Consider the following 19,049-nt stretch of genomic DNA (forward strand, 5'->3'; position numbering starts at 1 on the left):
ATATAATATTTAAAGTGAAACCCCTCTCTTCCATGGAATAAAATCATCTTGCCCTAATTTTTCAGCGCAAGTTTTATGTTTTCCACTGGCTACATCTATAATTAAATCTATTAATTCTTCCGACAAATCCTCTTGCGATACTTGTTCTGAAATTAATCTACCTGCATCAAAATCTATGATATCTTTCATCTTCGTAGGTAGTATAGAATTAGTAGAAATTTTTATAGTTGGGCACACTATATTTCCTGTTGGTGTTCCTAATCCTGTAGAAAACAAAATAATGTTTGAACCAAAACCTGCTAAACCAGTGGTTGATTCTACATCGTTTCCTGGAGTGCATAATAAATTAAGTCCTTGTTTATTTGCGTACTCTCCATAGTCTATAACATCAGCCACAGGGCTTCTTCCTCCTTTAGTAGCTGCTCCAGCAGATTTAATAGCATCGGTAATCAAGCCGTCTTTAATATTACCTGGTGAAGGATTCATATCAAATCCAGAACCCACATCTTCCGCTCTTTTACTATAACTATCCATAATATGAATAAACTTCTCAGCAATTTCTTCGGTTTCACATCTATCAATTAAATCTTGTTCTACACCACATAATTCCGGGAACTCTGAAAGAATACTTTTACCTCCTAAAGTATTAATTTTATCTGAAACAAGCCCCATTAAGGGATTTGCTGTAATACCAGAAAACCCATCAGATCCACCACATTCTAAACCTATGCTCAACTTACTTAAAGGTGCTAGTTGTCTAGTAATCGAATTGGCTTCTTCTAGCCCTTTATAAGTTGCTTCAATGGCAGAAATAAGCATCTCATTTTCTGTAGGATACTGCTGCTGTTCAAAGTAATAAACTGGTTTGTCAGTTTTAAAAGATTTATTTAGTGCTTCTTGAATCATACTTACTTGTGCATGCTGACAGCCTAGACTCATTACTGTAGCACCTGCAACATTTGGATTCTTTATATAGCCCGCTAAAAGGTTTACCAAGGCTTGAGCATCATCACGGGTACCACCACAACCGCCTTCATGGGTTAAAAATTTAATGCCATCCAAATTTTGAAAAACACGGTCTGTCAGGTTTTCTGATGCTTCTGTATACGTTTCTTCTGAAACTCCATGAACCATCTCTCTGATTTTTAATCGATATGGGTTTTCTTTTTTTAAACCTAATTCGGCTTCAAAAGCTTCTTTAAGGACTTTTAAATTTCTATTTTGACAAAATACCATTGGAATAAAAATCCAATAATTTGCAGTTCCTACTTGACCATCTTTTCTATGATAACCTAAAAAAGTCTTATTTTTTAAATGCGTTACATTTGGTTTATTAAATGTATATGCATGTTCCTTATAGCCATAGGGTGCAGACTCATGTTTTACATTATCTACTGTTATCTGAGTCCCTAATGCAATTGGTTTAATTACTCTACCTACAGGAACACCATACATAGTGATCATATCGCCTTCTTTAAATGACTCTAAAGAAATCTTATGCTTTATTGGAATTCTTTCTGTTATGATTAATTCATTACCATCAATGTTTAAAACATCTCCTTTTTGCAAATCTTCAAGAGCAACGGCTACATTATCACTAGGTGATATAATTAAATAGTTTTTCAATTTTCTTCTGTGTTAACAATGTTGTAGCCACAAAATTAATTTTTAAAAGATGGTATATCTACCAATAAAACAACTTAAATCAATACTATTTTTGCACTTGTTATTATTTTAAACGCTCTCATAAAACTATAAATAAATCCTATATTTCACTGCTAACGAAATCATTTAAAAAGAGTATTATAATGAACTCAAAAACGCAGAAAATATATTCTCTTTATACTGATTCTATCTATTCATAAAATTATTTTCAATCAAAAAGAAATCCAATCCCAAGGCACGTTTTCCTTTTACATGGCTTCCTTTCTCTCCTGCTCCTTTGTATTCAAACTTGATAATAAAAGTATTATCAACCGGGTTACATTCACCTAAGCTCACATAGGGGTTTGTCATACCACCATGCTCTGAATATAAATCTTGCATCTTCTTTAATTCGCCATTTACATAAATATTAAAATCACCGCAGGGTTGACCAACTGTAGCACTGAAACTGATTATTGATTTTTCGAATTGTTCGGTAATTTTTAATTCTGCAAAATCACCTTTGTTTTCAAACCAAATATTTTTCATGTCACCATTACTCAATTCTCCCCACTCTGGGATTTCAGCAAAGTTTTCTTCTACAGTTTTACTTTTATTGGTTATGTTCAAAATTTCTGCTTCTAAAGCACCATCCACTATATAGTGTTCTTTTTCTGCATGTTCTATCAAAGCTTCCAAATCGGCAATAACAGGCAGTTTTTTTTCTGCCATTATTGGTAGTGGTTTTTTATTATGTTTAACTCCAGGTACTCCATACCAAAAAGTAGTTTGAGCATATTGCAAAAAATGAGATTTGCTTCGCTTACCACAAGAGGACTCTACATCAAATTTGATTTTCTCCTTAAATGGAATGGCATCCAAAACACGAGTACGTGTACATACATTGTAACCCTTTGAGTTAGGATCTGCGACAATAATATTTCCCAAGAAGGGTTTTGAGAATTCGTCTTTCGAGGTTGGTACTTTACCGCCTGCCCATCCATAATAATCTTCTGTACCTGTGCCAAAATGGGAAGGAAAGTTTTTTTCAATGTCATCATCTATATATATTTTCTCATCACCTTCTCCCCACCAACCTTCTATGGGGTTTAATACAGCCCATTCATCACCTACAATCACTCCTTTGCCCTGCGCTTCTAAAAAGTTATAATCAAATAATGGAAACGTAGGCACAGGATCATCCATTTGCCAAGTCGCGTAAAAATGCATCGAATTTTCTGTCCATTTATATTCATCCGTAGTTAATGTTAACTGGGCTTTCACACTTAAATCACTCATATTTTCTAGATATATCTGGGCTTCTTTTTCAAAGGGCATGATCCAGCGGCAAACCATGGTACCATTTGGCTTTACGGTTCTTTCCCACATATCATAAGGATGACTTTTGCCCACATTATTAAAAAAGTCGCCAACCGGAACCCAGACTGTTTCTTTACCATCAAAAGTGGCTTTCAGTACTACGGAACGCAATGCTTGTGCCATATTTTCGGTTTCATCTAATTTGATTTCCAACTGCTTAATAGCCCCCCCTTTTCCAAAATTCATGGCAATTTGGTCTCCTCTTCCAAGGGTCTTAATCATTGTATCTTTTTCTCCTTCTGGCTCTGGTTTCGTATTTAGAATATGACCCACCTTTTGTTGCCATTCGGCAGTTTGATTAAATTCTTCCATGGTAAAAGTTTTCACTTTAGTTCCTGCTGGATACTTTCTATAGTTGATGATGTTGTAGAAAGCCTTGTTATCCATAGTAATTTTACAACTTTTAGCATAAGGTATTGGGAAATAAAGATTTCCAGCTCTGGTGGATTCGTCCGCAAACGGTGCTTTTACAAAATCTTGTCCTTTTACCAGCTTAAAGAAATTGGTAGAAATGGTTGGTGTTGTTTCGCCATCTAAATAAAAATTGATATTAGCTCCAGTTGTATTGTCCAAACCATAATAGAAACAAACAGCCCAAATTTTGGTTATTACTCCTGGCCCTTCATCTTCCATGAGTACCCATTCTTTTTTACCATTATTTTCTTCTGTCCTTATGGCACTAACGCCATCGCTATCGGCAAACCAACCTGGTTTGTCTGGTGAGACTGATTCACGATTATAGCTACTTGCTTGTAGCGATTGATAATTAATGGTAGGAAATTCGGCTATTTGTTCGCGATCTACCATTTCGTTGAGTAAGGTTGTAAGGTTAATTTCTTTTTCAACAGATGTATTTAAACATGAGATGGCAAAGGAGACTCCTAACATTAAAAATAATAAATTGACTTTTTTCATTGTTTATTTATTTTTTATTATTTGATAACTACGCTTGATAGGTTTGTTATTTTTATAAATCTGTATTTGCAATGCATGGGTCTGAGCTAATATTTTTTTCTCTTTTTGACTAAAATTGCTAATGACTTCTTTATGCTTATCTATCTCTTTTAATATTTTAACATCATTTGGCATTACGAGTACTACTTTTCTCTTTTCACTTAATGCTTTTTTGTGATACCAAAGTTCTCGTAGCTGAAATAGTTTTTTGTTACGTCGTTGATTAAGTGCTGCAATAGTTAAAGATTGCTTATAATGAGACATTGTTGTATCCCCACTCAAATCAATCCCTTTAGTTAATTCTCTAGCTGTACTATTTGCAATGGCTACGTCATCTACATAAATAGTATAGCTTCCTCGTGCAAGCCCTGAAATGGATAGAATTTCATTATTTATTCTATTTATTCCCGCCAAATTAATACCTTCTTTGGCTTTTTCGGGTATAACCCATGGTAAAGATTCGGGGTAAAAATCAAAAGCTACTTTTTTACGAGAAATTTTCAAATAGCTCATTATTCCTCCTTTTATAGTAGATATTGCTTCTTTATTTTTGACTAATTCCAAATGAATTTCCGATAATGGTTCTTCCCCAAATAATTGCTTAATGATATCGGTAGCCATAACTGCCAACCCTACTGGATTAGGATGTATTCCATCAGGAACTATGGTAAAACCTTCGTACTCTTTTCTCTTTTCTGAAGTAATTTGATTAAGACTGGTTCTTAAGTCGACAAAGAGGCAGTCTTTCTCCCAAGCTATTTCTCTTAGCCATGCACTATAGTAAGCCAATACACCATTGTATTCAGGAAAATAAGATTGATCTGGAAACCAACCTGTTGTACTAGCAAATTTTGCATCAAACATAGTAGGTGACATAATAATAGGCTTTGCTCCAATACTATCAATTTTAGAAAGCAATTTTAACATCCCTAGCTGATAGGTCTCAAAAGTAGATTTGTCAAATTTTTTGTAAGATCCATCATTCATTCCCAAAAGTATGGTAATATGATCGGGTTTATATCGGGCTATATCCAAATCGAAACGTGCTAAGGCATCTGCCACTTTATCACCAGATACTCCCGCGGTATGAAAATCAAACCTCTTATCAGGAAAACGGGTAAAAAGATAATTTTCAACATACTGAGAGTACCTACATTGATGCGTAATACTATTACCCACCCAAACAATACTTTCGTCGTTTTTTAAAGAAAGTTGCCCATTTGATTGCCCCCAAACATATACACTAAAAAATAAGAGAACAATTAAAAGCTTTAGGTATCGCATTTTCATTTTGTATATGCTTTTAAAGTTCAATGATTTTGATTTTTTAGTTGATTAATAATTCACTGGAGATTCCTAAATTCATAATATCTTCCACATAAAGAAATCCTAATAGGTATCCTTCTTCAGGAACTGGACTTTCAATGATATCATCAAATATTTTAGCCGGAATAGATTGCCAAATACGTTTTTCATTAATGTTGATGGTATCGTTAGAATAATAGAATTTTGCTTGTTTAAGTGTTACCGTACTCTCGTAATTAAATTTAATAATTGAATCATGCTTATTAGTTCCTGTTATTTTTGCCAATGGCGTACCATCTTTAAAGATTGAGTTAAAAAATGCTGCTATTTCTTTTGATTCCCATGCAATAGGGTGATCATGTTCCATATTTGGCGTGATTTTAACATATCTATTCTTTTCGGGAATCAGTTTAGTTGTCTTATCAAAAGGGACAATATCAAAACAACCATCTGTGTTCCCATTTATAAAGAGCGTGGGGCATTGCGAGTAAATTATATAGTTTTTAGGGTCTATCTTATCCATCCAGAGCGCTCTATACGTTGAATCTAACTTACTAAAGTGATTTTTATCTAAAGCTATTTCATCATGAAATGCACTACCATATACAGAAGTTGCAGCTTTAAAACGATTATCAATGCCAGATACAATGCATGTTTGAAAACCTCCCCAACTAATACCTGTTACCGCTGTTTTATTTTTTTTAACCTCTGGAAAACTTAACAGTAAGGAATGTGCTAATATGGCACTTGCTGCAGTTCGATAAGAACGTACCGCTTTAGGGCCTTGTTCTATAGCATCATAAATTCCTCTTAACTGCTCTTCAAGATTTCTAAAAACAGGACCGCCTGCTTCAGACATTCTGGTGTTTCCGTAATCGCAGGTTATAGCAGCGTACCCTTCATGAGCCCAACGTTCTACCCATTCTTTAAAAGCAGGCTGGTCTCCTCCAGATATTAAGACTACGCCTGGGAATTTATTCCCCAGATTGGTGCCCGTTTTTAAAATATCAGGGTTAGAATAATAGGCAAGCACTTGAGTTTCTTTCCCTTGATGGTCAACACCTTTAAACATGATCTCTCTTACTTTAGAGGTGCTATCCAAATACTTAAATGGCGGCACCTCTTGTAGAGCATCTAAATTCCATATTAAATTATCAACTTTAATTAAAGATTGATCTATAATTGGAGTCTTATTTTTTTCTCGCTTGGCACATGCTGTCAAAACCAATATCAAAAAAAGTAGTAAAGAAACTCTAATTTTCATACTATATTTCATTTGTTCTTTTTACTTTTTTTAAATTTTTAAGATAAAATTTGTCTTTGAGCATTTCAATTAATGTCTACTAATATGGCTTATTCAAACACCATCCAAGTATAACTCCCTGCTGGCACTTTTACTTCTAGTTCTACTGTGTAATCCCTATTCAAATTATATGTTTTTGATATACCTTCTTGAGATTTAGTAATCACTTGATCTTTCAATCCAGTATAATAAAGGGGTACTTTTATTTCTTTTGTAATGGGTTTATCTGTTGGGTTGTAAACCATTAGCATTCCCTTTTCTTTTCCTTGAGCGTTTACATTAAGCCAGTAATCCAAATCATAACCATCTGCTCTACGCAAATGAATAATGTCTCCATCTAGTACTTCTCGGTGTTTTTTATACCAATTTACAACTCCTTTTACCATGGTCTTTGTTTTGTCTGTATCAAAAAGTCTTGGCCCTCTAAAACAGGCTTGTACACCTCCTCCTAGATTACTAACCATCATCATTTCGTAATGACTTAAATGCTCATTAAGAGGTTCTATAGTAGCAGCCGATCCTCCACCTTGGTATTCTGTTAAAGGCACAAACATCCAACCCATAGAAGGTGTTTTCTGCCAGCCTCCATCGTATATATTTTGTCTGGTATGTACTAATTGCTGGTTTCTAGGCAAACTCCAGTTAACTTCACGATATCCCATACCACATTTATTACCTCCTGCCATATAGTAATAATCTGGAATATTAAGATAAATACCATTAGAACGGCACCATTGATAGAATTTGGAAATAGTTTCATATTGATTCCAACGAGAATCATCTACCCCCTTATGTCCAGGGTGATGATTTGCTGTACAAACATCTCCAGGGTACGAACCATCGTGTTCTAATAATGTAAAGCCGGTTTTTTCATAAAAAGTATATAATTTCTTAAAATAATCCTGGCCCCATTCACTTCCAATACATGGCGAATTTCCAAAAGTAGGACGTTCTCCTTCTGGCATGACAACATCATGCCCTCCGCCTACTTTTCTGGATGCTAATAAAGAATACCCCCCTATTTCAACACCTTTACTTTTAGCATAATCAGCATATTTCTTCATTTTTGTCATATATGCTTTACTATCATCTTCAATATTAAAACCACTTCCAAAAGTGAGAATGACCATCTCAAAACCAGCATCAGAAGCTTGGTCAATCGCTATTTTTACTCTATCCCAATCCGCAAAACGTGCGTGCATCATTAATGGGTTTTCTGTAGTCCAAGGGGCCAGCGTACGATACATTTTTCGCAATGACATACCTTGTCTTTCTCTATCGTAACTGTCATAAGGCAGTACAAATGTTCTAAATGATTTAAATGTGTCTCCATTATTCAACGTTTTTGAAGGTCCTACCTCTGGTTCTACCTTTAATAAACAAGGTGTTTCTCTTAAATAATTAACCTGAGTAGCATAATCGGGATCTGCTTCCCAATGTACTGCATGATGATTAGCATCATCTACATTAAAACTGCCAAATGCATAATCCGTTTCTACATGAATATTCGGTTTGGGAACATTATACTCCCTTGTTTCTACTGCAGAACCATACTCTACTGCTGCTATTATTTCACTGGTAAATTTATTAACTGTAATGACTTCACTATTTTTATTTTGTACGGTAATCCATTTAGACATAACAGGTATACCGTCATATAATTCGTAATGTACTGAAACTATAACATCGTTCTTCTGAAGTCCTTTGGTTGTATTGTTAAGATTGCTATAAGAAGCATAATGCAGCACAGTTAGTCGCTCTAAATCACCCTTTTCCCCACTAGCATCTTTTCCCTCCCCACGGGCATTGGTCTTGCCAATCCTTACTGATATTGGTAAGGTTTCAAAAGATTTCAACTTTTGAACAGTTATCCAATCACCACCCTGTGGTTTAGCTTCACAAAAAACACTTTCATCTGTTATACGAAATCTCAATGTCCATGGCTTACTCATATCAAGTACTTGACGTCCTCCAGCAGCTTTATGCTCTTTTTGACCATCCCATAATCCAAACATAGGTACGCCATCATCATAGGTATTGCCTCCCGGTCTTAAATAAAATTTTATTGTTTTATTTGGCCAAACCAATGCTATGCCCGGACCATATTCCTTACTTTTATCTGTACCTACATTAAAAGTGGCTTCAATAACTTTTGCCGATTTATCCAACTGTTTTTCTACATATACAGCTGTGTTTTGAGGAGTATAAATCTCGCCTACCTTACCTTCATTTTCAAAAGATGAACGCTTATGTGTTTTAGACACTCTGGTTTTCCAAATTTTATCAAGCGTTCTAAAATCTGTTTTAAATAATTCGTTTCGTCCATAGTCACTAGGCAACAGCCCACCTCCTTGCAATAAAGATTTTGGCTCAGGCATACTATAGTCCATCTTTAAATGAATTCCTTTAGGAGGCCATTCAGCTCCTTTTGCATGAGATCGTACCCTTTTCCATTCAAATGGTGCCTTTGGTTCACTTACTTCATAGCCGATATATTGCATAGCAGAGGCATCTGCTGTCATTTTATCCAACCATTCAGGTTTAAGAAATGCATAATTGGGCTGTCCTTTTAGACCTCCAACTTCATAATTTATACCATTAATTTTCACAATAGCTTCTGGCTTCACACCTCTAAGCAGAGACTCTCCAGTTACAAGATTGTCTAAACGTACAGTAGCTGCATTCGGTACTATTCTAAAAACTCTTCGCAACAACCCATTAGATATTATGATCTCGTCATTACGCTTACCTTTATACACATTGGCTTTGTATAATGAGCCATCCAACAACCAATCGGATTTAACACTCGCCTTTGGCTCATTATTCAAACTTAATGTTTCATAAACTGCGGCATAACGCTTACCAAAAGTAATTAGTGAAGCTCTGTCAAAATGTACTTGATGGTGCTCTCTTGCTTTCAAACCTGCAGATTCTACATAGGCTACCTGAGGCAGTTCTTTAGGTAAATCTCTTAGACTTTGACGCACTGTATTAATTTGTTTCACACGTTCCGGAGCACTATGATCTGGTCCTGTACCATAAAACTCTGCCAAATTGCCTACAATAAAAGGCAAACTTGAATCTTTTATGTCTTTACGAAAATCAAAAACAAGTCGTTTAAGTTGTTCTTTGTACTTTTTTGCTTTTTCGGGATCTACCGTATCAGATTCTCCTTGGTGCCAGAGCACACCTTTTATGATACCTTGTTTATTTGCCCACTTAGCTTTATTAAGAGCATCTTTATAAACATCGGTTCCTTTATTAAGCGAAGCTATCTCAGCGCCGCCATAGGCTACCGGGATTAACCCAATTGTAACTCCAGGATGTGCTTTCTGGTAGGCTTGTGCAAAAGATCCTGCTAAACCAAATTGATCGCTTCCTAAACGATTATGTATGGGATGTTTTGCTGCTTCCCAAGAGAACCTCTTCCCTTCTTGGGTCCATCCGCGTAACATTTTAACACCTTCTATTGGAAGTTTGTCTTCTGGTAATAGTTCTCCATAACCTGCCATATTGGATTGCCCCATAAGAATAAAAATATGGAAATTGTCTTTTTCTTTAGTGGATTGGCCTATCGCTGAAAAAGTGATAAGCAAAATGAATGTTATGGACAATAAAGACGGAGTTAATTTCATTTTTTTCATGCTATGGTTAGGTTAATATTTTTGTTCTGTGTTAATTTTATTAAAACCCTTCATTAGAGCTCTTATCACTGCTTAATTGGAGACATCCTCTATTTTTAATGCCACTTTTTTCTTTACACCTTCTACATCTGCTTTTACATTCCATGTGGCATTAGTAAAGGCATAAAAGAAAGTAGCCGGACTGTAATTCATTTTAGCTCTATATGGATGCCATATTTCCATATCGAACTTAAAATCTTTGGTAAACGGAATACCATCTAATAACCTATAGCGGTTGTTACTTGTATTTCCTGGTGTTTTATTCCCTTCTCCTATAGGTTGAGATACCCAAGGAGATGTAAACCACTGTGGTCTACACCAGGCATAGCTATAATAATCTTCGGTACCTGTACCAAAATGAGACGGAAAATCTTCACCATCTACATATATTTTTTCATCACCTTCTCCCCACCAATTAATCCCTGTAGTGTCTGGGTGAGAATTAAATAACGTAAGGTTATCTCCAACAAAAATGCCCTTACCTTTTACACTTATATAATTATAGTCTGACCTCAATTCTGATTCCAAAGCTCTGGTTTCCTTCCATGTAGCGTGAAAGTACATAGACTGTCTATTCCAATCATATTCTTGATGCCCTAGAGCTAATGATTCAAGTGTTACTGATTGGCTGCCATGATTCACTAAACTTACAACTGCTTTTTTACTAAATGGCATCACCCAATATGAAGTCATTTCTCCTGTTTTGGTAGTAGTTATGTAATATGATTTATGTTCCAGTTGTTTATAACCCAGGCCATAAAACTGACCTATTGGACACCAAACCGTTTGATGATTGTCAAAAGTAATTTTTAATACTGTAGACCTTAGAGCCTGTTCTTGATTCTTTGCTTTTAATTTTGTACGTAAATAATTGATAGCCCTCTCTCCTTTTAGCTTAATAGATATGCTTTCTCCCGGTTTTAAAACTAAGTCTTGTTTAGTAATTTGTTCTCCAGCTATAGACCTCTCTGTTAATTGTTTACCATAGGTGTTGATTTGTTCTTGATATTTACTAATGGTCTTTCTGGTAAAGCTTTCTACTTCCGTTCCAGATTCATAAGTACGATAATTAATTTGATAATAGTGCCCTTTCCAACCTTCTATGTGTGCATATTTATGTTCTCCATCGTATGTAATTTTACAGCTTTTTGCATAGGGTATCGGGAAAAATAGATTTCTTCCTCTCCAAACATCATTCTCGGCTTTTTCTGGTGCATAAAAAGAATAAGGCTTCCCTACTAAACCTGCTTTACCTACAAGATTCTGATTATGCATTTCTATTACTGGATTAGGGTTTCCATCAATATAAACCCTATAAATGCCCCCATAATCTGAAGGCACGCCTCCAAATGTTGCCCAAAACCGAACAACAGCACCAGCACCTTTGTCTTCAAACATCACATCTTCTTTACGACCTTGGTTTTCTTCGGTACGGATATAGTGACTAAAATCATGGTTTTCAAACCAGCCTTTTCCCCAATCGCGAGGGACATTTTCATCCCCAAAATTTCCTGTTTTGAATTTACCATCTTCAATTGCTGTGTTCTTAGTTTTAGAATCCCTGGAATAACTGGAAGCTTGCTTGCAGGTATAAGATGCAGAAGGCCACTGAGCTAAACTTGCTCGGTCTGTCATTTCTTTAAGTAAGGTTTCTACCGTTATCATTTGAGATATCACATGCTCTTGAAAGGCTATCAAAAATATAATAAGTAGAATTTTTGTTTTATTTCTTTGTAATTTCATAAATAAGGTTTGTATATTTTTTAATTATAATATTCTTTGAAAAAGGAATTATACTTTTTAAGAGTTTTTTCCACTGCTTCTATTTCATTTCCTATAGGTTTTGCATCAATAGTTTTTACACTTTCTATCCACCTTGTTTCCCAATCAGCCAGTTTATCATAAAATTCATTTGCTCTTAGTGTTTCCCTTTCGTACACTTGTGGCAATCCTTCTTCGCTATAGTCAGTACCATTCTCTAAATGCCCTCTTAACATCTCATAAAATTTTTGCCATCTAGGGAGGTAGTAGCCATCAATAAGTCCGCTCCATTCTCTCCACGAATAATCGAAAATATGGGAGTCTTCATCCGACCCCCAATGGGTAACCAGCATCGAAGCATTATATTCATAAAGATTTTTTTCTTCTTCTGTATTTCCCCATGATCGCGCATCATTTACCCATTTATCGAAGCTGAACTCAGACCTTGTCTTTAACAATTGGTCTGTATCTTTTAATAATTGCAAAAATTGTTTTGAAAATTTATCAAATTCATAAAGGTTTTTATCCTTAAAGGCCTGTGCAGCTTCTTTATGTATCTCCTGACCAAGATTTGTCAATACCTGTCTTGTTATATCTACTATATCAAAAAGGTAAGGGTCAGACTTGCTCAAAGTTTTTGCATCTTGTAATAACAATTGAAGTGATTTTATAAGTTCTTGCGGTGCATAAGGGATCTTAAACCCATAATTTGGTCCTGACTTTTTAACATCAATAGCAGGTCTGGCACAGATAATAGAACTATTTTCTACACCATTAGTACCTTGCTTATACGGGCCTTCCAATAGTATATTCCATGCTTCGTTAGCACTTTTAGAACTTGTTCCATATCTACGTGCAATACTTTTCTTTAACCATGCATTTATATCTACTTCACTATTATGGAATGGCATTTCAAAAGCTAAATCATAGTATACTGGATTTTGATTTACAGCTTCCATAAAAAGACCACTTCCTTTGGCTGTACCAGTTTTTTCTAACGCTGTTTTAAACTGATTGGAGGCTAATAAGCGCATATCGCCATGCATATTGATGCGTCCTCCAAAATTATGTAAGTTTCCGGCAACAAAATCATAGCCCCAAAAGTTGTCTTGTTTATAACGCTCCCCATTGAGGTCTAAAATCAATAATCTATCTTTAGGTACCGCCGTGGCAATACCTTCTCTAATTGACCATGCTTGCATCGCCCATTTAGCCTCTGAATCAAAATCAACCAAAAGATCCTTAATAGCCTTTCCTACTTTATTTAAATATTCTTCTCCTTCTTGTGGTGGCTCGCCTTCATGAAACGGATCAGCAGCATAAACACCATGAGCTCCAAAAAGTTCTTTTTGAGTTTCTAGAAATGTCTTTCCAAATGTTTTAAACAGAGGGTCTAATGGGTCTAGTTGCATGGTTCCTTTAAAGCCTAACCATGTGGTTTCTTGTTTTATTGCCGCATTAGGGAACTTCTCTTTAAAGATTCTGGGTACATATCCTGAAAAACCTTGTTGTATTGGCTGCATGCCTAATTCTAACTGCCTATTCATAATTTTCTTGCCCAATGCAATGTGCTTATCTATCCAGGTTTTAGGTAAAGGTCCTCCATGACTTTGTATATTAGTCATCCATTGCCACGCAAAAAAAGCCGGGCCTACTAAAAACTTACGGGCTTCTTCATCTGTTAATCCCGATTTTAAAAGCGCATGATACCATACACCTTCTAAACCAACCACAGAAAGTGGCATATTAATGCCATTTAATGCCAAAAAATCTATTTCCCGTTCCCAGCGTTCCCAATCCCACCATGCAGCTGTATAACTTATTGTACAATAATTAAAATGAACTCGGTACTCGGGCTGAATTACTTTTTTAAAAGATTCTTTAGGGATTGGTAGTTTTTTAGGTAAGTCTAATTGATCGCCCGTCCATGAAAAATGAGCATTACATTCATACTTTAAATACCAATTTAAAGCCGATGCTATTGATACACCATTGTTTCCTTTTAATAGTATTTTTCCATTTTTTGATGCAATTTCAAAAGTATCTTTATTATTTTCCTGAGGAATGCTCTCTAAAACAAACTGATTAGAATAACCAGGAATAACTCTTTCTATAAGATTGTATACTTCAATAAGATTATGAATAACTTTTTCATCCTTAATTGACAGTTTTTTATCTGAATTACACGAACTCATAGATGTTGTTATTAACAACATTGCTACTATTCTAAACTTCATTTTGTTTTTATTTTTTTGTTCTAAAGTTTACAATCATTTCGGGGCCTGCAACTCTTCCTTTTCCTTTATAATCAAATTCTATTAGATTTTTGCCTTCATTTACAATAAAGGCACTTGCTTTGAGTATCACTTCTTTTTTAACTTGATGGTTTTCTGAATAATGCCTAAGGGTTTGAGTCCCTTCATTAACAATATACTCCCCCGGTTCTAATGTGAACGGCATTACGGTTTTCTGTGTACCTACTTTTAGATAAACTCCCGTCACAGGCCCTTTAGATACTTTTGGAAGGCGAATGACGTATTGTAATTTTTGCTTTGGTCCAGCACAAAAATATTCCCATGTAGAGGATGTTGGTAAGCCAGGTTCTGTTGTCATATTCGAATGTTTGTAATCTAATGAAATAGGAGCACTCGATGTGTTTTCCAAAATTTGAGAGGGTAAGGTATTAGATTCGTCCAAACCGGAAGCATGTCCACCTTCTGGTGCCCACGATTCTATAAATATTAATTGTGCTTGACCATTTTTTAATTCTAAACCATAAAACGTATAAGGGTCACGAAGCTTTTCTTTTTGTTCTTCACTAAAAAGACCGTTCATTCTTGCTTTTTCCCATTTCTTTATTTCAGCCAAAATATCGGCAGCCTCATCATTAATTTTTTCAAAATTCGGACTAATGTAAAAATCGACACCTGCATCGTAGCCTGCTCCCAAGCCCATAACCCATTCCATGTCTTTCTTGGTGGTTTTTCTATTGATACTAAATTGCCCCATTTTTCGGGGTAATAAATCTTCTTTTAATCCTTTTTGCACTTTAATTCGATGATCCAAGTGGGCTTCTCTAAAATTCTTGGAAGTCCAGGGTTCACCCCAACTTTCGTTCGAGAAATAATGCCAGCCAAAATGTGTCACATCCGATGAATTGGCTACTATATTTGGATTATTCAGGTTATCGTAAAAAACCTTGACAAAACGATCGCTGCCATAACGTCCATGACCGTTAGCCAAACCACCTTCAATACCATCAAAACTTATTCTCTTTAGATTTCCTTCATTAAAGAATTTAGCCAGATTTTTTGCCATTTCATCTTGTAGGTTAATATCAGGGAAAAAAACTTTGTAACCGTGCGACATTAAACGAGCCACTTGTTCTCCTTTTTTATGAGCTACTGCCTTGGTGCCAAATGCGCCGCGTTTACAGTCCTTTAGTATTAATTGACCATTAGCAGTTGCATTAGTATATTCAATTATTTCATCACCAATTCGAACAGCCATATGTTCTCGCCATCTAGGATTAACTTTATCTATATTTGGTTCATGATATGCCACACGTACCATTTCATCTTGCAATAGCAATTCAATATCGTTTTCCGAAATGTCTTTTTCCAATTTTGTGATACCAGCTAAAACTAAACCTGAATGAGGCTTAGGCGTTACCAGTGGATCGTTAGGGGTGATAAAATTGGTTAAGGTATGAGCTCCCAGATTGATCCCATGTTCTTCCGCCTTATTTGAGCATTCTCTAACCGACTGATAACCATTTGGAAAATTTTTCTCACTAACTTTAAAGGTTCCCCAAGTTTCAAAAATCCCTCCGTGATACACACAGGTGATCCCAGCCTTTTTCGCAATATCAATACATGCATCAATGTTATTGACGTTATAAGACATTATAAATTTTGATGATGTCGAATAATTCGAAGTTTTATTCCATTCAGTGCCATTTTTAATATGCGGTAAATTTTCTGCCAATATAATTTTCTCAACTACCTCTGTAAGACTCTCAGATGGTACACAATACATTGCAAATTTTGCACCTACGATTTCAGCATCGCTATCATTAACCGGTACCGCCTGACCTAACTTTTGTTCCCAATTATCTTCAATACGAAGTGTGGAACGGTCACGAACAAAACCTGTTAAGCTAGCGCCTCCATCAATTTTTTGAGCTGTATTCCCAAACCTTTCTCGTGTCATAATTTCAAAACCACCGCGGCTTTTTAGATTGAGTCCCATAAATCCGACAGCAGTATCATCATCATAGGCGATGCCAATGGATTGACCTATTTTATCGGAAGGCAATACATGGTATGGTCCGAAAATAACTTTATCAATTTGTTTTTCAGAGTGTATTTTTGTGATTTCAAAAGTTAAATAATTAGGTTTACTTTTAACCTTAACATCAATTTCAGCTTCCAGTTCATCGAATTTAAGTTTCAATATTTTTCCTTTAGGTTTCCAGCTAGAAACTGGATATTTAATTCCTTCATGCTCAATAGTAATGATCGAAACTTTGTAATCTGGAATTAAAAGGTTCTTACCAGATTTCTTTTCCAACAACTCGATAACTCTACCTTTTTCATCCATCGAAATTTTAAAATAATTGTTTTCAAGAAACGGATCCTTAGTTTCAGTATTGAATGCTGTTATACCATAAACGAGCATTATTATCAAAGTCAATTTTCTAAGCATAATTTTAGTTTTGTATTTATTCCAAATCTGTTAAAATTTGTACTAATTCTATTTGTAAATGAATTGATGATCCATATTATTTAACCCGATCAAAATTCAGAACTTTTACTTCTTTTGGTTTTAATATGATTTTAATTGTTTTTTCATATCCTGTTTCTGCGTTACCAAATTCGGATGCATTTTCAAGAGGAGAACTCATACCTAAGCGATTCAATGATGTCATGCATCCCATAGATCTGTTTAGCGTAAATGTGTATGTTTGAGTTTCCGTTTGCGAAGGGTTATGAAACGATGCGTAACCACCCTCATTATTAAATCCGCAATACCCATAAACATCACCACTTCTTGGATCTCCTCCATGCATTTTCACATTTTGGAAGGTTGGAAATACGTCATAAACCCATTTAAGACCTTTAGCCATAACATCCCAGTCTTGTTCTGATAGGTTTTCGGTTTTAATGTAGAATTCTATGAATCCGGTTCCGCGGGAAAGATTCATGAAGAGGTATTCGCTGAACTGTTCCTTGGACTCTCCTGTCTTTACTTTCTTGGGCTCATGATTGAAAATAGCATTCATAGGAAATTTGGTGTTTTCTTTTACCCAAATGTCGTGGTATACGCCATCGCGATATACAAGTTCACCTGATCTTCCTTCTCCTATGGCCCCATCGTCTGCATTAATCAACCATACCAAGTCAACGTGTTGTAACCACCACGGACTTAAATAAGCGCCATTAGTTATAGCCATAAATACTTCTGGATTGATCTTAGATACTTTGGTAAAAATATCAATGAGACGTTCTGTACCTGCTACTAAGTAATATGTTTTTAATTCGTCATATTTACTATCGTTCAATCGCGTATCCGTAGAAGTAAAACCCTTTGTTTCTAATTGTGGCATTTTTGGGGTTCCTCTACCATTTATTTCAAATGCACGGGTATATAGATGCCCAAAAACACCATCAAATTTAAAATAAGAGATGCCTTGGTTTGCTAATTCCAATGTACGTTCTTCAAAAGCATCCATATATTTTGGACCAGCCATGGACATAGAGAAATCAAGACTTTCAAAACCTTGTTCTCCTAATTTCTTTACCATTTTATTGGCTCCAAAAAAGCACCCTGGGCTATACCATAATCCTAATTTTCCGCCTTGAGATTTCACCAATTCATAACTACTTTTGAAGTCTCCATCAAATCTATCTGTATTCACCTTCCACAACTTATCAGACCAATCTGCATCATCTGAAAAACTATCTTGCCAGCCATCATCAATCACATAGGCATTTATGGCTTTTGTTTTACGCTCTATAACCAGCTCTTGATATATTTTCTTAGCACTTTTTTGAAATTTCTCACGTGTTACACCTTGATAAAAATCAAACCATGAATTGTATTGTACTTGCAATCTTAAAGGTCTTATGCGTATGTCATCAATATATTTATAAAATGCATCGTCTATATACTGATAGTCATCTGCTACTCCTACTACGGCTTTATATGTAAGGTAGGTTTCCCCGGCTTTTATTTCTTTTCCCCAAAGATATCCACAGTTGAGTACATTACTTTTTACAAAATTTGTTGCCGCTGGAAATTCAATGCCCCAAAAAGTAGCACTTTGTTTTGTATATAATGGTTGGCCTAAACCCGGTTTATAATCGGTTGTGTTTTCTGCTCTTTCTGGAGCATAGCCCGGTTTTGTTTGGATTTTATTTAGAGATTGTGTTGTGATCTGCTTTAATTTATAAGGTTGGAATGCATCTTGAACCTCCAACTCTTCTACATCTACTCGTTCTAATGTAATAGTGTTTTCTGATTTTATTTCTAAAAATTTATGGATATAAAAAGCAGTATTTTTCAATTCATAAGTAACCTCAACTTGTAACTGATATTCTTTATTCTCTAATAGAAATCCTTTTATATGACTCTCGTCTTTGGTTACTTTTACATATTTAAAATCATTAGAAGTCAGTTCAACACTGGTGCCTTCTTTATGAGTTCCTTTAGAAATACGTAGTTTGAATTCTTTTTTATTTTCGGGTATAAGTTTTTTATCAGCAATCTTATTATAAATACATTTTGTATATAGTTTTCCATTTTCCAAACTCATGGTTCTTGAAAGAAACTCATTTTCAATTATAAACTCCGATTTCTTCTGACAGGATACTAAAGCTATTACTAATGGCAATAAAAAAAGATAAAAACGATAATGCATTTTTTGATGTTAATAATGTTAAGCATCAAAGTTTATAAAGTGATTAGAAAATGGTGTGTTCAGAAAATTATTAAATGTACTCAATAATTCAAAAAAC

9 protein-coding genes are annotated in these 19,049 nt (G+C 35.2%); all 9 read right to left on the minus strand.

Annotation, left to right across the window (positions count from 1 at the left end):
- Positions 1-9 precede the first annotated feature (9 nt).
- The 9 genes from Q4Q47_RS00555 to Q4Q47_RS00595 all read right to left on the minus strand — a co-directional run bounded on the left by Q4Q47_RS00555 (position 10) and on the right by Q4Q47_RS00595 (position 18,925).
- Entirely contained in the window at positions 10-1,626 is a 1,617-nt protein-coding gene (locus tag Q4Q47_RS00555; RefSeq protein ID WP_303304703.1) for a UxaA family hydrolase, read from the minus strand.
- Positions 1,627-1,851: 225 nt separating this feature from the next.
- Entirely contained in the window at positions 1,852-3,939 is a 2,088-nt protein-coding gene (locus Q4Q47_RS00560; protein WP_303304704.1) for a glycoside hydrolase family 172 protein, read from the minus strand.
- A 3-nt stretch (positions 3,940-3,942) separates the two neighbouring features.
- Complete coding sequence (locus Q4Q47_RS00565) at positions 3,943-5,262, minus strand: SGNH/GDSL hydrolase family protein (RefSeq protein WP_303304705.1); 1,320 nt, start codon at positions 5,260-5,262, stop codon at positions 3,943-3,945.
- A 43-nt stretch (positions 5,263-5,305) separates the two neighbouring features.
- Complete coding sequence (locus Q4Q47_RS00570; protein ID WP_303304706.1) at positions 5,306-6,547, minus strand: alpha/beta hydrolase family protein; 1,242 nt, start codon at positions 6,545-6,547, stop codon at positions 5,306-5,308.
- Between the two features lie 89 nt (positions 6,548-6,636).
- The gene (locus Q4Q47_RS00575; protein WP_303304707.1) at positions 6,637-10,230 is read right to left on the minus strand and encodes a sialate O-acetylesterase; all 3,594 of its coding nucleotides are present in this window, start codon (positions 10,228-10,230) and stop codon (positions 6,637-6,639) included.
- Positions 10,231-10,302: 72 nt separating this feature from the next.
- Positions 10,303-12,012 carry a glycoside hydrolase family 172 protein gene (locus Q4Q47_RS00580; RefSeq protein ID WP_303304708.1) on the minus strand — a complete coding sequence of 570 codons (1,710 nt, stop codon included), beginning with the start codon at positions 12,010-12,012 and terminating at the stop codon, positions 10,303-10,305.
- 20 nt (positions 12,013-12,032) lie between these two features.
- Complete coding sequence (locus Q4Q47_RS00585; protein ID WP_303304709.1) at positions 12,033-14,267, minus strand: alpha-N-acetylglucosaminidase; 2,235 nt, start codon at positions 14,265-14,267, stop codon at positions 12,033-12,035.
- Between the two features lie 7 nt (positions 14,268-14,274).
- Entirely contained in the window at positions 14,275-16,737 is a 2,463-nt protein-coding gene (locus Q4Q47_RS00590; RefSeq protein ID WP_303304710.1) for a hypothetical protein, read from the minus strand.
- A gap of 76 nt (positions 16,738-16,813) precedes the next feature.
- Positions 16,814-18,925: an alpha-galactosidase gene (locus Q4Q47_RS00595; protein ID WP_303304711.1), complete on the minus strand. Its 2,112-nt coding sequence runs from the start codon at positions 18,923-18,925 to the stop codon at positions 16,814-16,816.
- Positions 18,926-19,049 lie beyond the last annotated feature (124 nt).

The organism is Flavivirga spongiicola, from assembly GCF_030540825.1.
In the GTDB taxonomy this organism is placed as follows: domain Bacteria; phylum Bacteroidota; class Bacteroidia; order Flavobacteriales; family Flavobacteriaceae; genus Flavivirga; species Flavivirga spongiicola.

Coding starts and splice junctions, on each gene's coding strand:
- Q4Q47_RS00560 (WP_303304704.1), bottom strand. CDS start 3,939: ATGAAAAAAGTCAATTTATTATTTTTAATGTTAGGAGTCTCCTTTGCC.
- Q4Q47_RS00565 (WP_303304705.1), bottom strand. CDS start 5,262: ATGCGATACCTAAAGCTTTTAATTGTTCTCTTATTTTTTAGTGTATAT.
- Q4Q47_RS00570 (WP_303304706.1), bottom strand. CDS start 6,547: ATGAAAATTAGAGTTTCTTTACTACTTTTTTTGATATTGGTTTTGACA.
- Q4Q47_RS00575 (WP_303304707.1), bottom strand. CDS start 10,230: ATGAAAAAAATGAAATTAACTCCGTCTTTATTGTCCATAACATTCATT.
- Q4Q47_RS00580 (WP_303304708.1), bottom strand. CDS start 12,012: ATGAAATTACAAAGAAATAAAACAAAAATTCTACTTATTATATTTTTG.
- Q4Q47_RS00585 (WP_303304709.1), bottom strand. CDS start 14,267: ATGAAGTTTAGAATAGTAGCAATGTTGTTAATAACAACATCTATGAGT.
- Q4Q47_RS00590 (WP_303304710.1), bottom strand. CDS start 16,737: ATGCTTAGAAAATTGACTTTGATAATAATGCTCGTTTATGGTATAACA.